Source organism: Candidatus Villigracilis proximus, assembly GCF_016717045.1.
Taxonomy (GTDB): domain Bacteria; phylum Chloroflexota; class Anaerolineae; order Anaerolineales; family Villigracilaceae; genus Villigracilis; species Villigracilis proximus.
This window is the reverse complement of the sequence record NZ_JADJUO010000005.1, coordinates 1-22190: the sequence shown is the minus strand read 5'-3', so window position 1 is coordinate 22190 and position 22190 is coordinate 1. Positions and strand designations below refer to the sequence as shown.

Here is a 22190-nt window from a genome sequence, read left to right as displayed (position 1 = left end):
TTGACTAACCGCCGTTTCCATTGCTGCCTGAGTTGGAATTATCATCATCGTTACTATTGTCATCGCTGGAATTGCTGTCATCATCGTTGCTGTTATCGTCATTGGAGTTGCTGTCGTCATCGTTGCCGTTATCATCAGTGGAGTTGCTGTTATCGTCATTGGAATTGCTGTCACCGTTACCATTGTCGTCGTTGGAATTGCTGTCATTATTGCCGTTATCGTCATTGGAGTTGCTGCCACCGTTACCATTGTCGTCGTTGGAGTTGCTGCCATCATTGCCATTATCGTCGTTGGAATTGCTGCCACCGTTACCATTGTCGTCGTTGGAATTACTGCCGCCGTTACCATTGTCGCTGTTGGTATTGCTTCCGCCATTACCGTTGTTATCGTTGGAATTGCTGGAATTGCTGTTGCCATCATTGGAATTGCTGGAATTACCATTGTCATCGTTGGAGTTGTCACCAGATGCAGGGGTTTCGATACGTGTGACGATAATCGTGCCGTCTTCCGCGACCTGCGCTTCGACCTTGATGGTGTCACCAATTTTATATGGACCATCACGCACAATGGACGGGTCAACGGTAATGGGCTGACCGCTCACCACCCACTGGTTACCGTTCATGGATTCGATGACACCAGTAAAATCAACAAGAGCCGAATCGACCTTACTGCCGTTTGTGACTTCCGCCGGTGCGGCCGCGCCGCTGCAGGCGCTGATCAAAAGCATGGCAAGAACAAGCATTGGAACAAGAGTTTTGGAAAGTTTTTCATTTTTTCACCTCTGATATCGATTTGAATTTGATTACATTTGAATAGTCGCCTTGGGGGTGAAAAAGTTACGGCTGACTTCAAATCCATTTTGAAATCAGCCGTGTTTGTGAAAAAAATTTCAGGTGCTTTATTTCGTCTGGGCGTACACTCTTTGAAATTCTGCGATAAATTGCGCAGCGATCTCCTCGTTATAGATCACGATCAGGTTCTCGTCATTTTTTGTCTCAGCGCTGTTTGTGAAATTGTAGGAACCAAGGATGACAGTATTTTCATCAATGATCATGACCTTATGATGCATTAGTCCTTCATTGCCATCGCGCACAACATCCAATTTTGCCTGCTGAAACGGATCAAATTCTGTGCCAATATTTGAATTGACCTGTTCTGTTTCCATCACACCGGCAACGGTCACACCTTCTTGTGCGCGGGCACGCACGGCATCACCGATCTCATCAGCAGTGAAAGAAAAGGCCATGAAATAAATACTTTCCTGCGCGTTATTGACCAGGTCAAGAAAGCTGGCTTGCACATGATCATCGGGTGAAAAATAGACATCGATCGGCGTACCGTCAATCGTCACCCGCGGATTGGGTGTCTTTGCAACTACATCTGCACCGAACATATCATCGGTGAACATCTCTTCAAATTCTTTAGTGTAATTCTCAGCCATATTCACCGAGCGGATGCGCATCAGATTATTGTTATCTGTATAGCCGCCTGAATCTGTAAAATTCATCGAACCCAGCCAGACTTCAGAATTATCGATTACTACAAATTTATCGTGCATCAATCCTTCGCGGCGGTCACCCAAAATGGGAATGCCCGCTTCCTTCAATATCTGCGGGTCAGAACGGTCGAGGTTGTCACTTTCCATTACCATGCGCACCTGCACGCCGCGTTTATGCGCGCGGATTAACGCATCGCGCACGCTGTTTAAACTCAGGCTATAAATCGCAACATCCACAGACAGGCGGGCAGAATCAATTGCATCAGCCAGCGGGCCATCGGGTCCGCCGGTTTCCTGTGATGCCAGCGGACTTTCGGGATTCGTAAAGTACAACTCAAACCAACCGCCGTCTACGCCATAACCTGCGCCAAGCGGAATCTCTGTCAGCGTAACAGATGATTGGGTAACAGAGTCAGTTGTCGGCGGGCGCGTAGCGGGAGGCGCAGAGGTATTTGTCGGTGTGGCAACTCCACATGCGGTCATTAAAATCAAAAGGACGAGAATGTATATTGATGTCTTCTTCATAAAAAAATCTCCCGAAGCGATTATAATCCCGCCACCCTATGACAGAATCAAATGCAAATAAACAGATCGCCCGCGCAACGGGCACAGTGATGATCGCCATTTTTCTCGGGCAGATCACCGGCTTGATACGCGGCGTGATCGTGGCGCGCACATTCGGCGCATCACCCGAGCTCGATGCATTCTTCGCGGCCAACCGTGTCAGTGAAACTTTATTTTTGCTAGTGGCAGGCGGCGCACTCGGCTCTGCTTTCATTCCGACGTTTACCGGATTGCTTGCCAAAGATGACAATGCCTCTGCCTGGAGACTCGCATCCGCGATCGCCAATGCGGTCACGCTGACCCTCAGCCTGCTTGCCCTTCTCGTTGCATTTTTCGCCCCGCAAGTGGTGCGCTACGCGTTAGCCCCCGGCCTCTCCAACGACCCGCAACTTTTCACGCTGACAATTTCATTATTACGCATTCAATTGATCTCGACTGTTCTCTTTGGTTTGGGTGGATTATTCGTTGGCATTCTCAACGCGCATCAAACTTTTCTTGTGCCGGCACTCACGCCCGCGCTGTATCAACTTGGCATCATCTTCGGTGCACTCGTGCTCGCACCTTCGATGGGAATTTTCGGTCTGGCGTGGGGCGTGGTGATCGGCGCGGCTTTATATCTGCTCGTACAAATCCCCTCGCTTGTAAAACTTCCAAACTTCTCACTTCTTACTTCTCACTTCTCACTCGGATTAAAAGACTCAAACGTAAGACAAGTACTCACCCTGATGGGACCGCGTCTATTGGGCGTGGCAATTGTGCAATTAAATTTCTGGGTCAATACCTGGCTGGCATCACAAATGGTCAGCGGAAGTGTGACAGGTTTGTATTACGGTTTCTCGTTGATGTTGATGGCGCAGGCCGTGATCGCACAGTCCGCGGCGATTGCAGTCATGCCAACTTTTTCGTCACAACATGCACTCGGTCAAAAAGATGAGATGCGTTCCTCGCTCGCGGCTACTTTGCGTTCTGTCATTTTACTGGCGCTGCCCGCCAGTGCGGGATTAATCCTCTTGCGCAGGCCGCTCATTTCATTACTATATCAACGCGGAGAGTTTGACTCGCGCGCCGTGGAAATCGTGGCATGGGCCCTGCTCTGGTACGCGGCGGGCATGGTCGGCCACGCAATTATGGAAATTTTGACACGCGCCTTTTATGCGCAGCACGATACAAAAACACCAGTCATTATTGGAACCGTTGCGATGGCACTCAATATCGTGTTTAGCGTCGCCTTCATTAAATTATTTGAATTCATCGGCTGGATGCCTCACGGCGGACTCGCGCTGGCAAATTCACTGGCGACCGCGCTAGAAGCAATTGTGTTATTTCTTGTGATGCAAAAAAGATTAAATGGCATCGAAGGCAAATTCATCCTGCGCGGAATTATTTCTTCTGCACTTGGTGTCTTTGCCATGTCATTCGCTATTTTTAGCTGGCGTTATCTGGGTCAGGAATTCAGCCCGTGGATCATTACCCCCGTGGGTGTGATCATCGGCGGCGGCGTTTATTTTGCCGCGTTGTGGTTTATGCGTGTGCCTGAATTGCAATATATGGTGAATGGGGTTTTGAGAAGATTGAAGCGGAGTTAAAAAATCTTTCCTCTTTCGTCTTTCATGAAGGAACAAGAAAGAGGAAAGAAGAAAGAGACACAATTGCGTTATAAAGATATTACGGCCAAACGATCCATTGTGTGATCGCAACCAGGAAGCCCAGCAAAATTCCACCGACTACTTCGAGCGGTGTATGACCGATGACTTCCTTTAATTCATTTTCATCCCACATGTGACCTTTTAATAATTCTTCAAAAAGCAGATTGATGCGTTCGGCGTGCATGCCGGCCTGTCTGCGTACACCGGCCGCATCATGGACAACGATCATTGTGATGGCAACCGCGATGCCAAACAGCGGATTGTCAAAGCCGTGATACAGTCCCACCGCCATGGTTCCAGAAACCAACAGCGCCGAATGTGACGAGGGCATTCCGCCCGGCGCAAAGAACATGGCCCACATCCAACGGCGCGAACGCAAATACTCGGTGGGGATCTTTAAGGCCTGCGCCAACAGCCAGCCGATCAACACGGCAATCAATACTTTATTATCAAAAATCGCGATCAGATTCATTCGGATTCTTCCTCAAAGGCGGTCATCGTCTCTCCGACCAGTTTCTGCACTTTGAGTTGAGCTGACTCAAGTAAAGCGCCGCAATACGTGACGAGAACCTGTCCCCGCTCAAAGAGTTTCATCGAATCTTCAAGTGGATTCTGCTCCCCTTCCAGTGCTTCGACGATTCCTTCGAGTTCGGTCATAGCTTGTTCGTAGGTTAGATCTGAGGTATCTGAAGTCTCTGAGGTTTTAGATGTTTTTGAGGTCTTTGCCATAATTGCTCCAACGATTTACGATTTACGATTTACGATTTACTTCAAACTCGCCATCACTCACGCGGACTTTCATCTCGCCTTGTGCTTGTGATACCTGAGTAACGACTTTGCCATCTTCCTTGCGGGTGATGATAGCATATCCACGGGACAATATGCCCTCGGGATTCAAGGATTGCAAGCGTTTTGATATTCCATCTACGTGTCTGGATTGTAATTGGATGCGGTGAGTCAGCGCGGAAAGTGCGCGGCGCGAAAGTTCATCGAGGGTTTGGCTGTCAGATTGGATGCGCCGTTCGGGGGAAACATATTTCATGCGCGATGCAAAAGCGGAGATCAATGCTTTTTGTTCAGCGAGCAGGCCCGAGATTAAGTCAGTGATGCGTGCAGCCTGATAATTAAGCTGGGAATACAAGTCATCCAATGTGATGCGGGTGGCGAGTTCAGCGGCGGCGGTGGGAGTCGGGGCACGTAAATCCGCGGCGAAATCTGAAAGGGTGAAATCAGTTTCGTGACCAACACCGCAAATGACGGGCGCTTTTGAATCCGCGACAGCACGCACAACGCGTTCATCGTTGAAGGCCCACAGATCTTCAATGGAGCCGCCGCCACGTGCGAGCAGAATCACATCGGGGTTTTGGGTGTTGAGCGATTGCAAGGCTTTGACAAGCGCAGGCGGAGCATCGACACCTTGCACGGGAGCAGGCGCGAGAATCACTTTTGTCAGCGGCATGCGGCGGCGGAGTGTATTGAGCATGTCACGCAAAGCCGCACCCGTACCCGAGGTGACGATACCAACCACACGCGGAAATTCGGGTATGGGCCGTTTGCGCTCGGGGTCAAAAAGTCCCTCGGCTTCGAGCATGGCCTTCAGCCGTAAGAATTCCTGATACAACGCGCCTTCGCCTTTGGGCTGAATCAGATTCACCGCGAGTTGATACGTGCCTTGCGGCTCGTAAACCGTGATGCGCCCATGCGCTTCGACGGCCATGCCATCCTGTAAAGCGATGCGCAGCTTTGCCGCATCAGGTTTCCACATCATGCACTTAAGAGAAGCGTTCTTATCTTTGAGCGTAAAATAAATGTGACCTGAAGCAGGCCGCGAAAGATTCGAAATCTCCCCTTCCACCCACACGTCCTGCAAGGTTGGGTCGTTCTCCAATTGCTTGCGAATATGGAATGTGAGTTGGGAAACAGTGAGATGAACGGATGAGAATAAGGTCGGTTGCATTTGGGTGAGGATAACTTAAAAAGGATGAATGGGGAAGGATGATGGAATAAGAAATAAGTAATGAGGGATTAGAAATTTGGACTGGTTTGACTATAATTGTTTGTATGCTGGTTTTATTTTGTGTTTTGAATATTAAATCATAAAAGGATGTGTAAATGAAAAAGAGATGGATCGAACCGGTCACACTGACAGGAGAACATGTAATTTTGGAGCCGCTTGCTCTGGAACATCTGGATGGAATCATTGAAGCCGTAAAAGACGGTGAACTTTGGAAATTGTGGTTTACCTCGGTTCCGTCACCTGAGACTGCGGAGACAACGATCAAGTCCGCTTTAGACTTGCGCGAGAACGCGGGCTGGATGCCGTTTATTGTGCGCGAGAAGGCAACCGGAAAAATTATTGGCAGCACCCGCTACTGTAATGTAGACGAGGTCAATCAGCGATTGGAGATCGGCTACACCTGGTATTCAGCCAGCTATCAGCGGACAATCGTCAACACCGAATGTAAATATTTACTGCTGTCTCACGCCTTCGAAAAACTGGATGCAATCGCCGTGGAATTCCGCACACATTGGCATAATCACAAATCCCGTGCGGCGATTGCCAGATTGGGCGCCAAACAGGATGGCGTGCTCAGAAATCACTCCAAATCTGCGGATGGGATTTACCGCGATACAGTTGTATTTTCCATTATTAATTTGGAATGGCCTGCGGTAAAACAATCTCTAAAATTTAAATTGAGCAGTTAAAGAAGAAGAATGAAAAATTCTTCCTTTTCTTCAAAATTCTTTCCTCTTTCATCTTTCATCTTATACTTCACCTTATGAATCATCTCTGGTCACTCCTGGCGTATGACATACATTGAAAAACACGAAAAAGAATCCGGCTGTGTATTTTGCAATGCACAGGCCAAAGCGGACAGTGCCGAAAATCTGATCGCCTTCCGTGGACAGAACGCATATGTGATCCTCAACCGCTACCCCTACACCAGCGGACATTTGATGGTCATTCCATTTGTACATGTGTTCAACCTTGAAGAGTTGAAACGCAGAAACCCGAATGGAAATGATCGAGCTTACTTCACGCTGCACCACGATTTTTGCGAAAGACCTATCACACAGAATCTTTCAATGTGGGAATCAACATCGGCGAAGCGGCGGGCGCGGGCGTTTTGGGTCACGTCCACATTCATATTGTGCCGCGCTGGGCTGGCGACACGAATTTCATGACCACCACCGGCGAGACACGTGTATTGCCTGAGGCGTTGGAAGATACTTACAAACGCGTGCGCGATGGATTTCTCTCGAGCCCTTCATAAATACTTCTGATAGAAGAGTTGACATGCACGCTTATGTTCTTCCCCTGAAAAGTTATATCAACAAAATGCAAACCCCGCACAAGCGGGGCCAATGAAGAAATATATGCGTGACCAGTTTGAATATCTGGGAATCAAGTCACCGCAGGGCGCAGCATTGATGCGCACCTTCATCAAAGAGCATGGACTTCCCCCATTAGATCAACTTGACGAAATCGTCCGCGACCTATGGGCACTCCCCCAGCGTGAGTTCCAATACGCGGCCATGACATTAATGAGCAAATTTGAAAAGAAGGTTGAGCCTGAGTTCATCACCACCATCGAATATCTCATCACCACCAAATCCTGGTGGGATACCGTAGACTTACTTGCCGGTCATGCGGTCGGGAGTCATTTCAAACGCTTTCCCAATGTGCGCGAGAAATATTTAAAGAAATGGCGCAAGTCAGATAATTTCTGGCTGCGCCGCACGACCCTGTTATTTCAACTTGGCTACAAAAAAGAAACCGACTTCGATCTGCTGTGTGAACTCGTCCACGAAAATCTTGGCTCAGACGAATTCTTCATCAACAAAGCCATTGGTTGGGCGCTACGTCAATACGCGCATACAAATCCCGCACCTGTGAAAAAGTTTGTAAAAGCCACAAAGGAACTACATCCGCTCAGCCGGCGTGAAGCGTTGAAAAATATCGGTGAATAAAAACGATGGCGGTCAAGACCGCCATCGTGAACAACAAATTCTATTTATATAATGTAAAAATCGGCACTCCATCAAAACTATATTCATACACTACTTCTTTTTGATGGAGTATTTTAAATGGATTAGCCGTCCCTTCAAACCCAAGCGTAGACTGACGACGCTGAAAGATAACCAATCCACTCTCCATGGGAAAATCCATTGGCGAAGGCGCGCCTGCCTAAAACACTGGGTACTCTATTAGGCGCAAGAATCCCCAATCATCTCGCAGCAAACCTTGAGTCTGATAATAGATCAACACATCATGGCTCCACGGATCAGACCAAATACGGTCATTAGGTTTGGCTTGTTCATTAATCATGGGGAACGCAAGATTAAATGTCTCACACCAATACGTCGTCTCCAATCCCATACGTGTCGCGCCATCTAACCCACCCACGCCCTCACCATAATAAGACAAGTAGTGCGGATATAACCTCATCATCGTGATCAACTGCGGGACAAAAGCTAGTATCACAAGGATGACAACCCCGCTTCGCCCGACATTCGGCCTGCTCCAACGCACAGATAAATTTTCCAGGCTTGAAACGATCCAACTAAAACCAATCCCGGCCAGCCCGGCTAAAAATGGAAATGAGACCATGATCAAGCGTTCATTATCGTAGACCATACTCTTGCCTGTTGCAATCGCCAGGATGGGTCGCTGATGAAACAGAAGCCAGCTCAGGTTGTCCCGCTTTCCGTTCCAGCGGAAAATCCCAACAAGATACAGGGCAGTTAATCAGTGGTAAAACTGCCCAGAGCATCCAAATCCAAAATGCCAGGGGCGGCATGAAAAATTCGCCAAAATAATATTGTCCGATCTTGTGATGGTGACGGTTACAAATTCTATATAAGCGATCAAACGTTCGGTTGTTTGAAAATAAAGCCAGCCAGGCCGCAAAAGACGGGGATGGCGGTCACACCCATAATGATCAAACGCACAAAATTTTTCAGGTCACCTGAAAGATCAACCACCATAATCCAAATGTGACAGGACAAAAATTGCGTTGATCTTGGTTGCCAATGCCACCCCCAGACCAAACCAAGCAGAAACCCCGACCCAGTTCTTAAGCTCTAGAGTTTTCCAAAACACAAATGTGACAATGAACACCGAAACCGCGGCTGGCATATCCAACGCAGAAAGATGCGCATGGAAGAAGAAACGCGGCATGGTAAATAATGCAGCCACTGCGGCAAGCCCGGCGATCTGACCATAAGCGTGTATAACAAATACAGCAGACCGGTCATTAACGCCACCAATAGCATATTGCCCATGCGATGCGCGGTCAAGTCAGTGGTGAAGTTACGTGCCACAGACCATATCGCTCCAGACCAGATCTTATCCAGCGGCGGATGTTCGTTATTGACCATCCATGCTTCCGTGATTACCTCTTCATTGAAAGCATCCTGCGGATTTGTGAAGACCTGTCCATACCAGCCCATATAGGATTATCTGCGACTTCAGAAAAACGAGGTCTTAAGATGAGTCACCACACTGGGCAGTAATTCGCTTTCATCCAAAGCCTTGTTCATGCACCACAACCATTGGTCACGTTCGGCCTCTCCGATCGAAAAAGGCATATGGCGCTGACGCAGGCGTGGATGCCCATATTTCTCAATATACAACGAAGGTCCGCCTGACCAGCCGGAGAGGAACATAAAAAGTTTCTCGCGTGACTGGGTCAAACTCTTCGCGTGATACGCGCGGATATCCTTCGCCTCAGGCGCGGAATCCATAATGTCATAAAAGCGGTCAACAAGCGCGCGAAGATTTGTTTCGCCGCCGATCAGGTCATAAAGGGAATTTAATTCATTCATGAGCGGGATTGTAATACAGGTTTTAAAAATATATTATTGGGGAATGACACATTATCATTGTTGTGGCAAAATACAAGATATTCCATACAAAAGGAGAATTTCATATGCAACCAAGATTCAAAATGGGTCTGTCAATTGGGGCAATCGGTTTGGTATTAAATATTTGTGTTGCAGGATTCATCGGGCTGTGCGGTCCGCTCGTTTCCCTGCTGGCTGGCGGCGCTGCCGGTTTCTTCGCAGCCCAACAGGAAAAACTTCCTGCGAAGAATGAAGGCGCGAAAGCCGGAGCAATTGCGGGCGGCATCGCCGGCGGATTGGTCATCATCGGGCAGGTCATTGGCGGAATTGGTGCACTGGCATTAATGCAGGCAACCGGAGCCAGCCTTCCATTTGGAACCATCCCTGCTTCTGGCGATTCCGCCGGTATGGTAATCTACTACGTCTCGGGAATTGGAACGGGCTTGTGCTTCGGAATTTTCGGTGCGCTTCTCGCCGCTGTTGCAGGAGCAGGCGCAGGATATATGTCAACATCCGATCAATTGCCTCCCGTTGAAACACCGATGTAAAGCCAGGTTATTTTATAAAGCCAATGGAGAAATCCATTGGCTTTATAATTGGGAAAAATTACCAGAGGTGTGGCAAGAAGAATACAACCTATGGAAGCTTATTCCCCGGAACAAAGTGGTGGGAAATTGTGGATAAACTATCATGGCCACCGTCCCCGCCTGCATACTCACCTACATCAACACCCGATCACCTGATCACCATCGATAATTTTCTCGCATTTAAAAAGTCGAGATCTATTTAACGCGAGTACCGCGGACAGTCCCCGCAGACAGCAGTAAAAATTTGACTTGTTCACAAACGACCCGGTTGAGATCAAATGGGAGGTTGTTCGCCAAAACAACACAGAAGGCCGCCCTGTTGGAGATGCAATGGGCGGTTCCTATCGGGCGGTCGATATTGGCAAACGTGTACCGATCACAAACGTCAACAGCAAAAAGGAATTTTATTTCTTTCCCGTCTTAAGTAATAAAACAGATATGGCATGTGAGATCTATGTTAATTATGGCAAAAGAAGGTTCAGAAAAGTATGTAGGCATTTTAAATCCGCAGAAAAAAAATGTTTATACCGGCTACTATAAATGGGCCGATGCCTCCAACGTGGCTTTACTCTGTAAAAACGGACAATTATATTTTTGGGGTGATGTAAAAGGCAAAAGAGTGTCAGACCTGAATGTGCAGGGAAAAAAGCGGTATCAGTGTATTAACCTTGTTCCTTGAATAGGAGAACCCCATGACCAAAGAAAACAGAAGCTGTCATCTTAAGCGCCGCACGCACCGCCGTTGGAAAATTTCAAGGCGGGTTGAGCAGCATCCCTGCCGCAAACTTGGCGCAGTGGCTGTAAAAGCCGCCGTGGAACGCGCAAATATTGACCCGAAAGATATTGAAGAAGTTTTCATGGGCAACGTGGTTCAAGCCGGCAACGGTCAGGCACCCGCGCGCCAGGCCGCGATCTTTGCCGGGCTGCCAGCCACCGTCAGCGCAACAGCGATTAACAAAGTTTGTGGATCAGGCCTAAAGGCGGCCATGATGTCGGCGCAAGCCATCCGCTGGTGATGCAGAGCTTTCGTCGCGGGCGGCATGGAATCCATGAGTCGCGTCCCCTATCTCGTAAATGGGCGTTCAGGCGAGTTAAAGTTTGGCAATCAGCAATTGACCGATGCCCTGCTCAACGATGGTCTATGGGATCCTTTGAGAATGGGAATGGGCAACGCTGCCGGATTTATCGCGGATGAATATGAAGTGACCCGCGCCGCGATGGATGGTGCGCTTCGCTCTCACCTGAAAGCTGTTGAGGCTCAAGAAGCGGGACGCTTCAAGCTGGAAATTGTTCCTGTCCAAATCCCCGGACGAAAAGGTGAAGTAACTATCTTCGACACTGACGAAGGTCCGCGCAGAGATGCGTCACTTGAATCACTTGCAAAATTAAAACCTGCATTCAAAGCCGATGGCAAAGTGACCGCCGGAAATGCATCGTCCATGAATGACGGCGCATCGGCGGTGGTGATCGCATCGCGCGCATATGCTGAAAAAAATAATCTCGCTCCCATTGCACGCATTATTGGCTACGCGCAGGCGGCTTTGGAGCCAAAATATTTATTCGCCGCACCTGCCTATGCAATCCCCAAACTCTTAAAGAAAATTGACTGGAAACTCAGTGATGTTGACCTGTTTGAAGTCAACGAGGCGTTTGCGGCACAAGTGCTCGCAGACGGCTACGCCCTCGCCGATCAAGGCTGGGACTGGGACAAGGTCAACGTTAATGGCGGTGCGATTGCACTTGGTCACCCACTCGGTGCAAGCGGCACACGCATATTGACAACTCTCATCTATGCCTTGAAAGATCGCGGTTTGAAACGCGGCATTGCTTCATTATGTTTGGGCGGCGGTGAAGCAGTGGCAATGGCGGTGGAAGTAGAGTAACAAGATTAGATAACTTGATATTCGAATTTCTAATCTCGAATATCAAGTATCGCTTTATAGGAGAATTTATGAATAATCCAAGAGCGCAATGAAAAGATCGAACTCTACGGGCGTGGATATGACCTGTTGAAAGCGACACTGGCTGAGGTCCCCGGGATGCGATGAAGTTCAAACCGGAACCAAGCGAGTGGGCGTCCACGAGATCATTATCCACATCGCAGATTCAGAAACCAATGCCGCTGCGCGCGCACGCAAATTAATTGTAGAACCCGGCGGCATGTTAATGGGCTACGATCAGCCAAGTGGGCAGTTAAGTTAAATTATCATGAAATGGACATCGAAGATGCGCTCGATGCGACCCGCATTGCCAGGAAAACAACCTACGCCTTGCTGAAGACCGTATCTGATGAAATATTCAGCACGCACTGGTTAAGACATCCAGAATACGAGCTTCCTATACTTTTGAAAAATGGATCGATATTTACTCGGCGCATATCCCCGGGCATATTGAACAGATCAAAGAGAACGTAGCAAAGTGGACACGTATACAGGGAAACAAGTAACCATTCCTTGTATACGTGTTTACGTTTTTACTTATCTACCTGACCCAAAAATTCGATGACCATGAAAAATAACCACAAACAGAATTTTTTCCATCTTGCCAGCCTCGGGTTTGGTTTGCTGTCCATCTGGCCGTATTTTCTTGTTTGGGCCGGCCCTGCTCTCTTGAAAATAGAAGCTGTAAAAGACATCCTTGGCCCTGTGGTCGGAATAACAGTCTTATTCATTGCGCCTTGCAATGGAGTTCCCTGGAGTTACAGGAATTATTCTAGGGATATTTGCACTCGTAAAGATAACCCCTGCTCAGCAAAAAACAATCGTGATCGCCATTGCAATTCTCGGCATACTCGTGAGTATTTCAGGCTGCATCAGCAATATATCATTTCTTTCAAATCTGACTCCGTGGAGTAGTGTGCCTCCACAATAATATAAAAGTCCTTCCGTACATGTACCACCATCACAAGGAGAACAAAATGGACATCAAACAAATCTTCGTCATCGGCGCAGGGACCATGGGCAATGGGATTTCACAGTGGCAGCAACATCCGGCTATCAAGTGACCTGCATGGATGTTCAACCTGCAGCGCTGGAAAAAGCAAAAGCCGCGATTTCCAAATCCACGGCGAAACTTTTGGAAAAGGGAACACTCAACGCCGAACAAAAAGCCTCGGCAGATGCGATTCAATTTGTGACCAACATGGATACGATGAAGAATGCGGATCTGGTTATCGAAGCTGCGACTGAAAACCCTGAATTAAAATTCAAGATATTCAAAGACATGGACGCCAATGCCCGCGAAGGTGTGATCCTGGCAAGCAATACATCGTCCATTTCGATCACAAAGATCGCAGCCGTTACCAAACGTCCCGACAAAGTGATCGGGATGCATTTCATGAATCCTGTGCCATTGATGAAACTGGTCGAAGTCATCCGCGGGCTTGGCACCTCAGACGAAACGACAAAGACCATCGTGGATCTGTGCAAGGTCATGGGCAAGGAACCCGTCGAAGCCAATGATTCACCCGGGTTTTATTTCCAACCGCATTTTGTGCCCGATGATCAATGAAGCAGTCTTTGCCTTGCAGGAAAACGTCGGCACACCGGAAGCGATCGATCAGGTCATGAAACTGGGCATGAATCATCCGATGGGACCCTTAACATTGGCAGACTTGATCGGGCTGGATGTAGTTTTATTTGTGATGGAAGTGCTGCAACGTGATCTGGGCGAAGATAAATACCGCCCCGCGTATTTACTGCGCAAAATGGTTGATGCGGGATATTTGGGAAGAAAAACGGGACGAGGGTTTTATCAGTATTAGTTGTCAGCAATCAGCTATCAACAGAATATCAACTTATCCTTGCTCATGATCTTGAATTTATTTCAGAAGAGAGTTATGAAAAACTTCATTCTGACGTGGAAGAGGTAAAACGTATGCTTGCCTCACTCCTGAAAACCATTCGTGCTGATCGCTAAAAACTGACCGCTGAAAGCTGAGGGCTACATGCAAAAAGATAAAACCTATGACTACGTAATTATCGGCTCTGGCTTTGGGGGAAGTGTTTCGGCCATGCGCTTAACTGAAAAGGGATATTCTGTGCTCTTCCTCGAAAAAGGCAAACGCTTTGAAGATAAAGACTTCGCAAAATCGAACTGGCAATATTGGAAATATTTGTGGATGCCTGCCATCCGCGCGCATGGAATTTTGCAAATTGCTCTGCTCAAAGGTGTGATGGTTTTGCACGGCGCAGGTGTGGGCGGCGGAAGTTTGGGATATGCCAATGTGCTTGAAGTTCCCACTGATGAAACCTTTGCCACGCCGGCATGGAATCAAAACATAAAATGGGGTGAAGCGCTCAAGAGTCATTATGAAACTGCAAAAAAAATGCTGGGCGTTTCGCGCAATCCAAAATTATGGAAAGCGGATGACTTGCTCAAGCAGATGGCCGAAGAACGCGGTATGGGACATACCTTCCGTGCGACGGATGTGGGCGCATATTTTGGTGAAGCGGGTGTGACAGTGGCCGATCCGTTTTTGGCGGCGAAGGCCCGGAGCGTGCGGGATGTCAGCACTGCGGCGGATGCATGGTGGGATGCCGTCACAACGCGAAGAATACACTGCCGAAAAATTATTTGTATTTTGCTGAGAAGAACGGGGCGGAAATTCGCGCGGAAGTTGAAGTAACGGATGTTCGACCGTCGACCGGCAAATACGAAGTTACACACCAAACGTCCACTTCCCTGTTTAAGAGTAAACAAACTGTCCGCGCAAACAATGTTATCTTTTCTGCAGGCGTGATGGGGACGATGAAATTATTATTGAACCTGCGCGATGTGAAGAAGTCACTGCCAAATCTTTCGGGGAGACTCGGCACAATGGTTAGGACCAATTCCGAGGGTTTGTTGGGAAGTGTGGCTCGTAAGTCTGATATTAATTATTCAGAGGGTGTGTCCATTTCATCCATCTATAATTTTGATGAGATGACTCGCATTGAGCCTGTGCGCTATCCTGATGGATCTTCACTCATGCGCTTCCTTGCCGCGCCGCTGATTGATACGGACGTAAGTGTGCCGATGCGACTCTTGAAATTTATCGGGTGGGCGCTGACTCATCCGATCGATTTCTTGAAGGCTTTGTTCCTGCCGGGCTGGGCACACAATGTGACCATTCTGCTCGTCATGCAGCACGCGGATAATCGCATGCGCTTCCGTATTGGACGCAGCCTGTTCACACTCTTCCGCACTGGCATGGTTGCGGATGAAGAACCCGGTTACGAGATCAACGCACAGGTCAAAGGCTCACATGAAGTGACGCGTGAATTTGCAAAACGCACGAACGGTGTGGCGCTTGGGTCAGTTGGCGAGAATCTTTTGGGCATGCCTACCACCGCTCACATTTTAGGCGGCGCACCCATCGGCAAAAATGCAGATGATGGTTTGGTGGATGAGAACTTTGCAGTTCACAATTATGAAGGCCTATATATTATTGATGGTTCGATCATGCCCGCCAACCCTGGTGTAAATCCTTCGTTGACAATTACTGCGCTGGCAGAGTACGCAATGAGCAAAGTACAATCGAAAAAATAAACTTTAGAGGTGAGCTGAAATTAAATTAAAAGAGGCATGGAATTTTGATAACGCTGATCTTGGCGCAAATCGTCTGGGACACTAACCCAAAAGCAGAAAAACCTGCTGGCCGAGAAGGCAAAAAGCCACAAGAGTTCCAATACTATTATTGGGGTAGTCTTTGCAGTCATATTTGGCGGCACATTGTTGACCGCTGTATTTGTGCCAATACTTGCCGCAGTGGTCGGGAGTTTTTTGGAGAACGGCGGGTCACCCGGGAAACCATGTTGATCAGCCTGCCGCTCATCTGCATCGGATTATTCGTGCTGATTGTGTTCGGCGTCATTTTAATTTGGATCTTACGATTTATCTTTGCGCGCGCCAACCGCAAAGTGGATATTGCTGTCCGCCGTGTTGAAGGCTCGGTTAACTTTATGTGGGTTGAGCGGCGAGAACGTAATCACAGCAAGTCCGGCTCCACGTACAAGACCGTCCGTGTGTTGGAGATGCGCATTGGCAGCGAGACTTTCAATATCGATAACAACCTGCCGAATATCATCAATCAGGGTGAAGAGTGGATATTTTATTACACCAGTCATCCATTCTTATTTTTGTCCGCAGAAAAAATCTTAAAAGGAAAATAAACCATGTCTGAAATCATTCAACAACTCTGGAACTTTGACGACGCCGATCTTGCAGCCAACCGCATGGGGACAATTAACTGCCAAACAAAAGACCATGCTGGCCGGGGAACTTAAATCATACAAAATGGTTTATCTGGGAATTGGAATATTTATTGCCGTTATTTTCTGCTGCGTTCCAATTATTGCCTTGCTGGGCAAGGGATTATTTTCCACACTGATAAGCGGACTGGCCTCTCCATCACAAAATTCACCAGCTGACCTTATGGATATTCTGCCTTTATTTGCAATGGGCGGCTTTGCCGTGATCTTTATAGCGATCGCTGTATTGATCGTTGGGATCGTCCTGGTTGTCTATTACATACGAGGCAATAAAAAGGAAGATATTACCGTCAAAAAAGCGGAAGGTGTGGTTAACTTTATGCAAGTTGAAAAACGTGTCCGCACCACCAGCAATAATAGAGGATACAAAGACATTAATGTACTTGAAATGCGAGTAGGTACCGACAAAAAATTTACAGAAGTTAACGACAGGCTGCCGAATATCATCAATCAAGGCGAAGAGTGGACCATTTATTACACATCTCATCCATTCAAATTTTTGTCTGGTGAAATTATATCCAAAGGAAAATAGTGAAATTGGATAAAACTTTTCAACCCTCTCCAACATACGCGCTTCAACTCGATGCGCAGATAAACTCGCCTCCTTTCGGGAGGCGTTTATCATTACTGACCCGAATCTGATCTATCTCGACGGCAATTCATTGGGACGTACGCCCAGAGTTGCCGCAGAAAAAGCAAAGCAGATCGTGGATGAACAATGGGGCAGGGATTTAATCCGCGGCTGGAACAAAGGCTGGTGGGATGCCCCCGCGCGCGTGGGCGATAAGATCGGGCAGATCATCGGCACTGCGAAAGGGCAAGTGATCGTCTGCGATACAGTCTCTGTCAACTTGTATAAACTCGTCATGGCCGCACTGGCTTATCAACCTGAAAAGAAACGCATCGTCACAGATACGATGAACTTCCCTTCCGATCTGTATATCCTGCAAGGCTGTGTTGAGCAGTTGGGAAATCGGCATGAAATTATTCGTATCGGTTCCAACGACAACGAGCTCACACCCGATCTCGCTGCACTTGAATCCGCTATCACCGAAGATACCGCGCTCGTCACACTTTCACATGTACTTTTCAAAAGTGGCTATCTTTATGACATGAAACACATCACCGAAATTGCACATAAAAAAGGCGCGCTCGTTCTTTGGGATCTGAGTCATTCGGTTGGCGCGTTGCCCATCGCACTCGATGATTGCAACGTTGATTTCGCCATCGGCTGCACCTACAAATATCTTAACGGCGGCCCCGGCGCGCCCGCTTTTCTTTACGTCAACAAAAACATTCAGGAAAAAATTTCTTCGCCGATCTGGGGCTGGTGGGGACAAAACAATCCCTTCGCTTTCGGGCTTGATTACGAACCCGCCCCCGGCGCAGCGCGTTTTCTCGTTGGCACACAACCGATGATCTCTTTATTCACCATGGAAGCCGCCCTCGAACCGACTCTGCAAGCAGGCATCGACTCACTCCGTGCCAAATCCATTTTGATGACAGACTACGCATCTTTCTTAACTGAAAACTGGCTCGCCCCCTTCGGCTTTTCTCTCGGCTCCCCGGTTGACTCTGCCCAGCGCGGATCGCATATCAGCATTCGCCATCCTGAAGGCTATCGCATCAACCGCGCCCTGATTGAAGAGATGAACGTCATCCCTGATTTCCGCGAACCTGATAATATTCGGCTGGGATTCGCTCCGCTCTATACGTCCTTCATGGAAGTATGGGAAGGGTTTGATAGAATCAAACGCGTGATGCAAGAAAAGAAATACGAGAAATACCCGAAACAGAAATTAGCTGTGACTTAAATTTATGGAGTACTATGGAGTGGAACGGCTTGCCGTTTCACATGCAGGAGCACGCCCTTCGGGCAGTCCCCCACTTCAAAAAGGAATATATATGGAAACCAAACCTGACACAATAAAAATATCCACTTCGCACAAAGAAGAAATATCCGCAACGCACGCGGACTTGTATGTCACTGTCAAAGGCGCATCAGTTGTCAGTGGCAATGAGGCGATGAAAAAAGCCCGGGAAGTAAGTCAGCTTGTAGATGAGTTGACCCGCTTTGGAATTTCGGCTGAGAACATTCACTTACAAGGCGTGCGAGTCGAAACCTCCAGCGGGGCGCTGCTCAAATCGTCGAGTGCCAGTTACCGGTTAAGAGTCCGATGCGAAGCTCTTGATCAAATCGCTGAACTACTGGATATCATCACATCCCAGAAAAATGCAGCGCTTGAACGTATCGATTGGAAATATCCTGATGAGGAAGCCAATGAGCGCGGACTGGAAGCTGCGCTTGCGAAGGCAAAAGTGAAGGCTGAAAAGGTCGCGGCAAGTTTGGGCGTGAAGTTATTGGGCGTTTATGATCTTATTGAAAATATAATGGATCAGGAAATGTCGATGCCGGCGTATTTCGCGCAGACCGCAGCAAAGACGCGCGGGGCAGGATTGATGGCAGAGCCAAATCTGGGCATGGACGTGCAGCATAGCAAGATGATCCATGTGAATGTAGAAATCTGGTATCGGGTTTCTGCGTTTTAGCAAGTTAGAATCAAAAAGAGTCAGGCATGCCTGACTCTTTTTGATTCTTTATTGTTTATTTACGTGCAAGCACGAGAACGGAATTTCCGTCGGCGGATGTGATGGTTAATTGATCGCCGTCAAGTTTAAAGGTGACGGTCTCAACAAGGACAGCCAGAGTTGTGCCTTCTTGTTGCATGATCGGATCGGTGCAATACATCATGGTGGACATGATCCGGCCACATGTAATTGCATTGCCATCAACTTTATATTCTCCGCCAAAACCGTTGCAACCCACATTCCCGCTGAGTTGGCCGTCTTTGTCAAAGGTCAGAGATGCATCAGTATCAGCAACAGCAGGCGTCGGGTTGGAGGAAGATCCGTACGAGATCAATGTCCAGCTTCCATCCAATGAAGCGGAGGCTGTGCCCGCGCAGGCGGTCAGCAGTGATCCGATCATAACAAGCAGGGCGAACGATAACAAAAGTGATTTCTTCATTTTTATCTCCATATTTTTATTTTCACTTAATAGACGTTGGGAACAGGAATAAGTTCCAATTTTTAAAGAACAAAAATGTTTAGCACTTTTGTTCTAGTAATGATATAATTTTTTTTCTTTTACAGGAGAGAGTCCCATGTCAAATACGATCACAGTCGAAAAATTAAGCAAGACCTATCAAGTGCCTGAGCGTGAAGCGGGATTTAACGCGGCAGTTCGTAGTTTTTTCAAACGCAAATATAAAGATGTAAAAGCTGTGCAGGAAGTGAATTTTAATATTGCACAGGGTGAGATCGTGGGCTTCCTCGGGCCGAACGGCGCGGGCAAGACTACCACGCTCAAAATGCTTTCCGGTTTGCTGCATCCTTCAAGCGGAAAAGCCAGTGTGTTGGGATTCACGCCCTGGGAACTCAAACCTGAATACCTGCGTTCGATGACTCTTGTGATGGGTCAACGCAACCGCCTCTCATGGGATATTCCTGCCGCGGATTCTTTTTTGCTTAATCAGGCTATTTATCGCATCCCTGATGATGAGTATAAACAAACTTATAAAGAACTTGATGAACTGCTTGAGCTAGATCCCTTAATGAAAAAGCCTGTGCGCAATCTTTCACTTGGTGAGCGCATGAAATGCGAGATCGCAGCGGGATTGCTGCATCGTCCAAAAGTTTTGTTTCTCGATGAGCCCACGATCGGATTGGACATTACGGGTCAGGTGCGCATCCGCGAGTTTTTGCGTGAATATAACAAGCGCACCGGCGCGACGATCTTGCTCACGAGTCATTACATGGCCGATGTGACCGCACTATGCGAGCGCATCATTATCATTCATCAGGGTCAGCTTAAATATGATGGCGGCATCACCGACCTCTCGCACAAGATCGCGCCCTTCAAGTTGATCGGTGTCATGCTCGCAGATGCTGACTCTCACGATCTAAGCGGATACGGCACGCAGGTCCAGAATGAAGAGGATGCGGATAAACGTTATATCCAGGTCAAGGCGGAGGATGTGACGCGCATCACATCCAAGCTGTTAGCTGATCTGCCGATCCACGACATTACCATCACCGATCCACCCATTGAAGATGTGATCGAACAGGCGTTTAATCAATAATTTGGAGTGATTATGGAGTGCAGGAGCTTGCTCCTGCAAGGCGGGCGAAAAGAGTTAAATGGCAAAAACCAAGCGGCAAGCCGCTTGACTCCAAGGAGTAACCATGTTTCTTATCATCAAACGACTCTGGCAGGTCAACTGGGCAGAGCAAGGGCAATACCGCGCCAACCTGCTGATGTACTTAATGTACTGGCTGGTCTCCCCCATTATTTATCTCGCCGTGTGGACCAGCATTGCCAATCAAAAAGGCAGCGTGAACGGCTTCACCGCCAACGACTTTATTACCTATTACATGGTGCTGTTGATCTGCGATCAGGTCACCAGCAATATCGTCATTCATACCTTCGGATACAAAATTCAAGACGGCAGCCTTTCAGGTGAATTGATTCGCCCGATCCACCCGATGCTAACCAATGGACTGGTCAACAATATCGCGTTCAAAGCCCTGACCATCATGGGGCTGACTCCGATCTGGATCATTTTGTATTTTCTATTCAAACCTGATTTCAGCAGCGTAACCATGACGGGCATTCTGCTTGCCATTCCGGCCATGATCATGGCTTTCTTTATCGGCTATTTGCTATCGGCATCCATCACCGCCCTCGCCTTTTGGACAACACGCATCTATTCTGTGCATGAATTTTATTTCGCATTGATCCTGCTCTTCTCCGGTCAATTCGTCCCGTTGACTCTCATGCCGCCGGTGATTCAAAACATCGCCCAATATCTTCCATTTCAACTGCTCATTTACTATCCCATTCAATTGATCCTCGGCAGATTATCCACGGAGCAGATCATTCAGGGATATGTGATGTCGTTTATCTGGCTGGGCGTCGCTTCCTATTATTTAGTGGGTCTGGCGCAACGGTGTGAAACGTTATTCCGCCGTGGGAGCGTAGCGAATGCAAAATATAAAATTACTCCGCATTTCTTAAAGTAAATGTTCAAATGGCGCTTGCCTATCGCGCCGATACGGTCGTGAATATTTTGCTCAACCTGATGTGGCTCGGCTGGGAATTACTCAGCCTCAACATCATCTTTAGCAACACCACAACTCTCGGCGGCTGGGGCATCGGCGAGTTGATCGCATTGCTGGGTGTCTTCCGTCTCGTCAACACTTTGATGATCGCGTTGATCTGGCCCAACACCGAAAAATTTAATCAAAGCATCCGCGATGGTTCCATGGACTACACCATCCTGCAGCCGGTTAACAGCATGTTCCTGGTCACATTTTCACGCATCACCGTCTGGCGGATTTGGGACCTGGTGCTGGCGGTCATTTTGATCGTGGTCGGTATCAACATGGCCGGAGAGGTCACCACCCCGCTCAACATCCTGACCTTTATCCTGCTTGCCATCACAGGCACGCTCATCATCTACAGCCTGTGGATCGTCTTAATTGCAATGACCTTCTGGTTCACCAAATTTGATAACAACGTCACCATCCTGCAAGCGCTGCTTGATTCAGGGCGTTACCCTGCAACGGTCTACCCTGCATGGTTAAGGATCATCGTCACATTTATTATTCCCATCGCCGTAGCAACCACAATTCCGCTTCAAGCATTACGCGGAGAACTGGGAGCGGGTCAAGTGGTTTTATTTGTCGCGATCAGCATCATCAGTTTTTGGGCAGCCTCCATTGTTTGGAAGCTCGG

At 48.1% G+C, this 22190-nt stretch carries 25 protein-coding genes and 3 pseudogenes; 19 read left to right on the top strand and 9 right to left on the bottom strand.

Annotated features, from left to right (window positions below; all coding sequences use genetic code 11):
- Positions 1 to 4: 4 nt before the first annotated feature.
- Together IPL71_RS06445 and IPL71_RS06440 are read right to left on the bottom strand one after the other, a co-directional pair.
- A complete protein-coding gene (locus tag IPL71_RS06445) occupies positions 5 to 742 on the bottom strand; it encodes a DUF5666 domain-containing protein (protein WP_345319989.1) in 738 nt (245 codons plus the stop codon).
- A gap of 156 nt (positions 743 to 898) precedes the next feature.
- The gene (locus tag IPL71_RS06440; protein ID WP_345319987.1) at positions 899 to 2023 is read right to left on the bottom strand and encodes a phospholipase D-like domain-containing protein; all 1125 of its coding nucleotides are present in this window, start codon (positions 2021 to 2023) and stop codon (positions 899 to 901) included.
- A 38-nt stretch (positions 2024 to 2061) separates the two neighbouring features.
- On the opposite strand from IPL71_RS06440, the gene murJ reads away from it, so the two are divergent.
- Complete coding sequence (gene murJ / locus IPL71_RS06435; protein WP_345319986.1) at positions 2062 to 3648, top strand: murein biosynthesis integral membrane protein MurJ; 1587 nt, start codon at positions 2062 to 2064, stop codon at positions 3646 to 3648.
- A 79-nt stretch (positions 3649 to 3727) separates the two neighbouring features.
- On the opposite strand, the gene IPL71_RS06430 is transcribed toward murJ, so the two are convergent.
- Genes IPL71_RS06430 through xseA form a run of 3 tightly spaced genes read right to left on the bottom strand, consistent with a single transcriptional unit; the run spans position 3728 to position 5665 of the window.
- Positions 3728 to 4180, bottom strand: coding sequence for a divergent PAP2 family protein (locus tag IPL71_RS06430; RefSeq protein WP_345319985.1), 453 nt, complete (start codon positions 4178 to 4180; stop codon positions 3728 to 3730).
- Positions 4177 to 4437 carry an exodeoxyribonuclease VII small subunit gene (gene xseB / locus IPL71_RS06425; RefSeq protein WP_345319983.1) on the bottom strand — a complete coding sequence of 87 codons (261 nt, stop codon included), beginning with the start codon at positions 4435 to 4437 and terminating at the stop codon, positions 4177 to 4179. The genes IPL71_RS06430 and xseB overlap by 4 nt, the downstream gene beginning before the upstream one ends.
- 22 nt (positions 4438 to 4459) lie before the next feature.
- A complete protein-coding gene (gene xseA, locus IPL71_RS06420; RefSeq protein WP_345319982.1) occupies positions 4460 to 5665 on the bottom strand; it encodes an exodeoxyribonuclease VII large subunit in 1206 nt (401 codons plus the stop codon).
- Positions 5666 to 5820: 155 nt separating this feature from the next.
- Between xseA and IPL71_RS06415 the strand changes: the two genes are divergently transcribed.
- From IPL71_RS06415 to IPL71_RS06405, 3 genes and pseudogenes are all read left to right on the top strand, one after another.
- Positions 5821 to 6414, top strand: coding sequence for a GNAT family N-acetyltransferase (locus tag IPL71_RS06415; protein WP_345319980.1), 594 nt, complete (start codon positions 5821 to 5823; stop codon positions 6412 to 6414).
- A gap of 102 nt (positions 6415 to 6516) precedes the next feature.
- Entirely contained in the window at positions 6517 to 6894 is a 378-nt protein-coding gene (locus IPL71_RS06410) for an HIT family protein (protein ID WP_345319978.1), read from the top strand.
- A gap of 159 nt (positions 6895 to 7053) precedes the next feature.
- Positions 7054 to 7680 (top strand): annotated as a pseudogene (locus IPL71_RS06405) (DNA alkylation repair protein); the annotation flags it as partial.
- A 217-nt stretch (positions 7681 to 7897) separates the two neighbouring features.
- On the opposite strand, the gene IPL71_RS06400 reads toward IPL71_RS06405, so the two are convergent.
- The 3 genes from IPL71_RS06400 to IPL71_RS06390 all read right to left on the bottom strand — a co-directional run bounded on the left by IPL71_RS06400 (position 7898) and on the right by IPL71_RS06390 (position 9537).
- Positions 7898 to 8347 (bottom strand): hypothetical protein, encoded by a 450-nt coding sequence (locus IPL71_RS06400; RefSeq protein ID WP_345319976.1) that lies wholly within the window; start codon positions 8345 to 8347, stop codon positions 7898 to 7900.
- Between the two features lie 446 nt (positions 8348 to 8793).
- On the bottom strand, positions 8794 to 9162 hold the full coding sequence (locus tag IPL71_RS06395; RefSeq protein ID WP_345319974.1) for a hypothetical protein: 369 nt from the start codon (positions 9160 to 9162) through the stop codon (positions 8794 to 8796).
- Positions 9163 to 9180: 18 nt separating this feature from the next.
- On the bottom strand, positions 9181 to 9537 hold the full coding sequence (locus tag IPL71_RS06390; protein WP_345319972.1) for a group II truncated hemoglobin: 357 nt from the start codon (positions 9535 to 9537) through the stop codon (positions 9181 to 9183).
- Between the two features lie 104 nt (positions 9538 to 9641).
- Here IPL71_RS06390 and IPL71_RS06385 point away from each other — a divergent pair, with 104 nt between their 5' ends.
- From IPL71_RS06385 to IPL71_RS06335, 12 genes and pseudogenes are all read left to right on the top strand, one after another.
- Positions 9642 to 10103 carry a hypothetical protein gene (locus tag IPL71_RS06385; protein WP_345319970.1) on the top strand — a complete coding sequence of 154 codons (462 nt, stop codon included), beginning with the start codon at positions 9642 to 9644 and terminating at the stop codon, positions 10101 to 10103.
- Positions 10104 to 10605: 502 nt separating this feature from the next.
- On the top strand, positions 10606 to 10821 hold the full coding sequence (locus IPL71_RS06380; RefSeq protein WP_345319969.1) for a hypothetical protein: 216 nt from the start codon (positions 10606 to 10608) through the stop codon (positions 10819 to 10821).
- Positions 10822 to 10834: 13 nt separating this feature from the next.
- Positions 10835 to 12025 (top strand): annotated as a pseudogene (locus tag IPL71_RS06375) (thiolase family protein).
- A gap of 187 nt (positions 12026 to 12212) precedes the next feature.
- Positions 12213 to 12344, top strand: coding sequence for a hypothetical protein (locus tag IPL71_RS06370; protein WP_345319967.1), 132 nt, complete (start codon positions 12213 to 12215; stop codon positions 12342 to 12344).
- Between the two features lie 715 nt (positions 12345 to 13059).
- Positions 13060 to 13905: pseudogene (locus IPL71_RS06365) on the top strand (3-hydroxybutyryl-CoA dehydrogenase).
- A complete protein-coding gene (locus tag IPL71_RS25795) occupies positions 13863 to 14060 on the top strand; it encodes a four helix bundle protein (RefSeq protein WP_514130752.1) in 198 nt (65 codons plus the stop codon). The pseudogene IPL71_RS06365 and the gene IPL71_RS25795 overlap by 43 nt, the downstream one beginning before the upstream one ends.
- Before the next feature lie 28 nt (positions 14061 to 14088).
- Positions 14089 to 14769, top strand: coding sequence for an NAD(P)-binding protein (locus tag IPL71_RS06360; RefSeq protein WP_345319965.1), 681 nt, complete (start codon positions 14089 to 14091; stop codon positions 14767 to 14769).
- Positions 14670 to 15671 (top strand): GMC family oxidoreductase, encoded by a 1002-nt coding sequence (locus IPL71_RS06355; protein WP_345319963.1) that lies wholly within the window; start codon positions 14670 to 14672, stop codon positions 15669 to 15671. Before IPL71_RS06360 ends, IPL71_RS06355 begins: the two co-directional genes overlap by 100 nt.
- A gap of 59 nt (positions 15672 to 15730) precedes the next feature.
- Entirely contained in the window at positions 15731 to 16294 is a 564-nt protein-coding gene (locus tag IPL71_RS06350) for a hypothetical protein (RefSeq protein ID WP_345319961.1), read from the top strand.
- A gap of 34 nt (positions 16295 to 16328) precedes the next feature.
- Positions 16329 to 16925: a hypothetical protein gene (locus tag IPL71_RS06345; RefSeq protein WP_345319960.1), complete on the top strand. Its 597-nt coding sequence runs from the start codon at positions 16329 to 16331 to the stop codon at positions 16923 to 16925.
- 34 nt (positions 16926 to 16959) lie between these two features.
- Complete coding sequence (kynU, locus tag IPL71_RS06340; RefSeq protein ID WP_345320549.1) at positions 16960 to 18207, top strand: kynureninase; 1248 nt, start codon at positions 16960 to 16962, stop codon at positions 18205 to 18207.
- A 91-nt stretch (positions 18208 to 18298) separates the two neighbouring features.
- On the top strand, positions 18299 to 18943 hold the full coding sequence (locus IPL71_RS06335; RefSeq protein WP_345319958.1) for an SIMPL domain-containing protein: 645 nt from the start codon (positions 18299 to 18301) through the stop codon (positions 18941 to 18943).
- Between the two features lie 55 nt (positions 18944 to 18998).
- Here the strand turns inward: IPL71_RS06335 and IPL71_RS06330 are convergent, their stop codons facing one another.
- Positions 18999 to 19421, bottom strand: a complete 423-nt coding sequence (locus tag IPL71_RS06330; protein WP_345319956.1) for an META domain-containing protein — start codon at positions 19419 to 19421, stop codon at positions 18999 to 19001.
- Positions 19422 to 19557: 136 nt separating this feature from the next.
- Here IPL71_RS06330 and IPL71_RS06325 point away from each other — a divergent pair, with 136 nt between their 5' ends.
- The 3 genes from IPL71_RS06325 to IPL71_RS06315 form a co-directional block, all read left to right on the top strand.
- On the top strand, positions 19558 to 20535 hold the full coding sequence (locus IPL71_RS06325; RefSeq protein ID WP_345319954.1) for an ABC transporter ATP-binding protein: 978 nt from the start codon (positions 19558 to 19560) through the stop codon (positions 20533 to 20535).
- A 103-nt stretch (positions 20536 to 20638) separates the two neighbouring features.
- Positions 20639 to 21475, top strand: a complete 837-nt coding sequence (locus IPL71_RS06320; protein WP_345319952.1) for an ABC transporter permease — start codon at positions 20639 to 20641, stop codon at positions 21473 to 21475.
- A gap of 8 nt (positions 21476 to 21483) precedes the next feature.
- The coding region (locus tag IPL71_RS06315; protein ID WP_345319950.1) for an ABC transporter permease at positions 21484 to 22190 on the top strand (707 nt) is incomplete at its 3' end.

Excerpts from the sequence above, each read along its gene's own strand:
- IPL71_RS06445 (WP_345319989.1), bottom strand. The coding sequence starts at position 742 with ATGCTTGTTCTTGCCATGCTTTTGATCAGCGCCTGCAGCGGCGCGGCC.
- IPL71_RS06440 (WP_345319987.1), bottom strand. The coding sequence starts at position 2,023 with ATGAAGAAGACATCAATATACATTCTCGTCCTTTTGATTTTAATGACC.
- murJ (WP_345319986.1), top strand. The coding sequence starts at position 2,062 with ATGACAGAATCAAATGCAAATAAACAGATCGCCCGCGCAACGGGCACA.
- IPL71_RS06430 (WP_345319985.1), bottom strand. The coding sequence starts at position 4,180 with ATGAATCTGATCGCGATTTTTGATAATAAAGTATTGATTGCCGTGTTG.
- xseB (WP_345319983.1), bottom strand. The coding sequence starts at position 4,437 with ATGGCAAAGACCTCAAAAACATCTAAAACCTCAGAGACTTCAGATACC.
- xseA (WP_345319982.1), bottom strand. The coding sequence starts at position 5,665 with ATGCAACCGACCTTATTCTCATCCGTTCATCTCACTGTTTCCCAACTC.
- IPL71_RS06415 (WP_345319980.1), top strand. The coding sequence starts at position 5,821 with ATGAAAAAGAGATGGATCGAACCGGTCACACTGACAGGAGAACATGTA.
- IPL71_RS06410 (WP_345319978.1), top strand. The coding sequence starts at position 6,517 with ATGACATACATTGAAAAACACGAAAAAGAATCCGGCTGTGTATTTTGC.
- IPL71_RS06400 (WP_345319976.1), bottom strand. The coding sequence starts at position 8,347 with ATGGTCTACGATAATGAACGCTTGATCATGGTCTCATTTCCATTTTTA.
- IPL71_RS06395 (WP_345319974.1), bottom strand. The coding sequence starts at position 9,162 with ATGGGCTGGTATGGACAGGTCTTCACAAATCCGCAGGATGCTTTCAAT.
- IPL71_RS06390 (WP_345319972.1), bottom strand. The coding sequence starts at position 9,537 with ATGAATGAATTAAATTCCCTTTATGACCTGATCGGCGGCGAAACAAAT.
- IPL71_RS06385 (WP_345319970.1), top strand. The coding sequence starts at position 9,642 with ATGCAACCAAGATTCAAAATGGGTCTGTCAATTGGGGCAATCGGTTTG.
- IPL71_RS06380 (WP_345319969.1), top strand. The coding sequence starts at position 10,606 with ATGGCAAAAGAAGGTTCAGAAAAGTATGTAGGCATTTTAAATCCGCAG.
- IPL71_RS06360 (WP_345319965.1), top strand. The coding sequence starts at position 14,089 with ATGCAAAAAGATAAAACCTATGACTACGTAATTATCGGCTCTGGCTTT.
- IPL71_RS06355 (WP_345319963.1), top strand. The coding sequence starts at position 14,670 with ATGGTGGGATGCCGTCACAACGCGAAGAATACACTGCCGAAAAATTAT.
- IPL71_RS06335 (WP_345319958.1), top strand. The coding sequence starts at position 18,299 with ATGGAAACCAAACCTGACACAATAAAAATATCCACTTCGCACAAAGAA.
- IPL71_RS06330 (WP_345319956.1), bottom strand. The coding sequence starts at position 19,421 with ATGAAGAAATCACTTTTGTTATCGTTCGCCCTGCTTGTTATGATCGGA.
- IPL71_RS06325 (WP_345319954.1), top strand. The coding sequence starts at position 19,558 with ATGTCAAATACGATCACAGTCGAAAAATTAAGCAAGACCTATCAAGTG.
- IPL71_RS06320 (WP_345319952.1), top strand. The coding sequence starts at position 20,639 with ATGTTTCTTATCATCAAACGACTCTGGCAGGTCAACTGGGCAGAGCAA.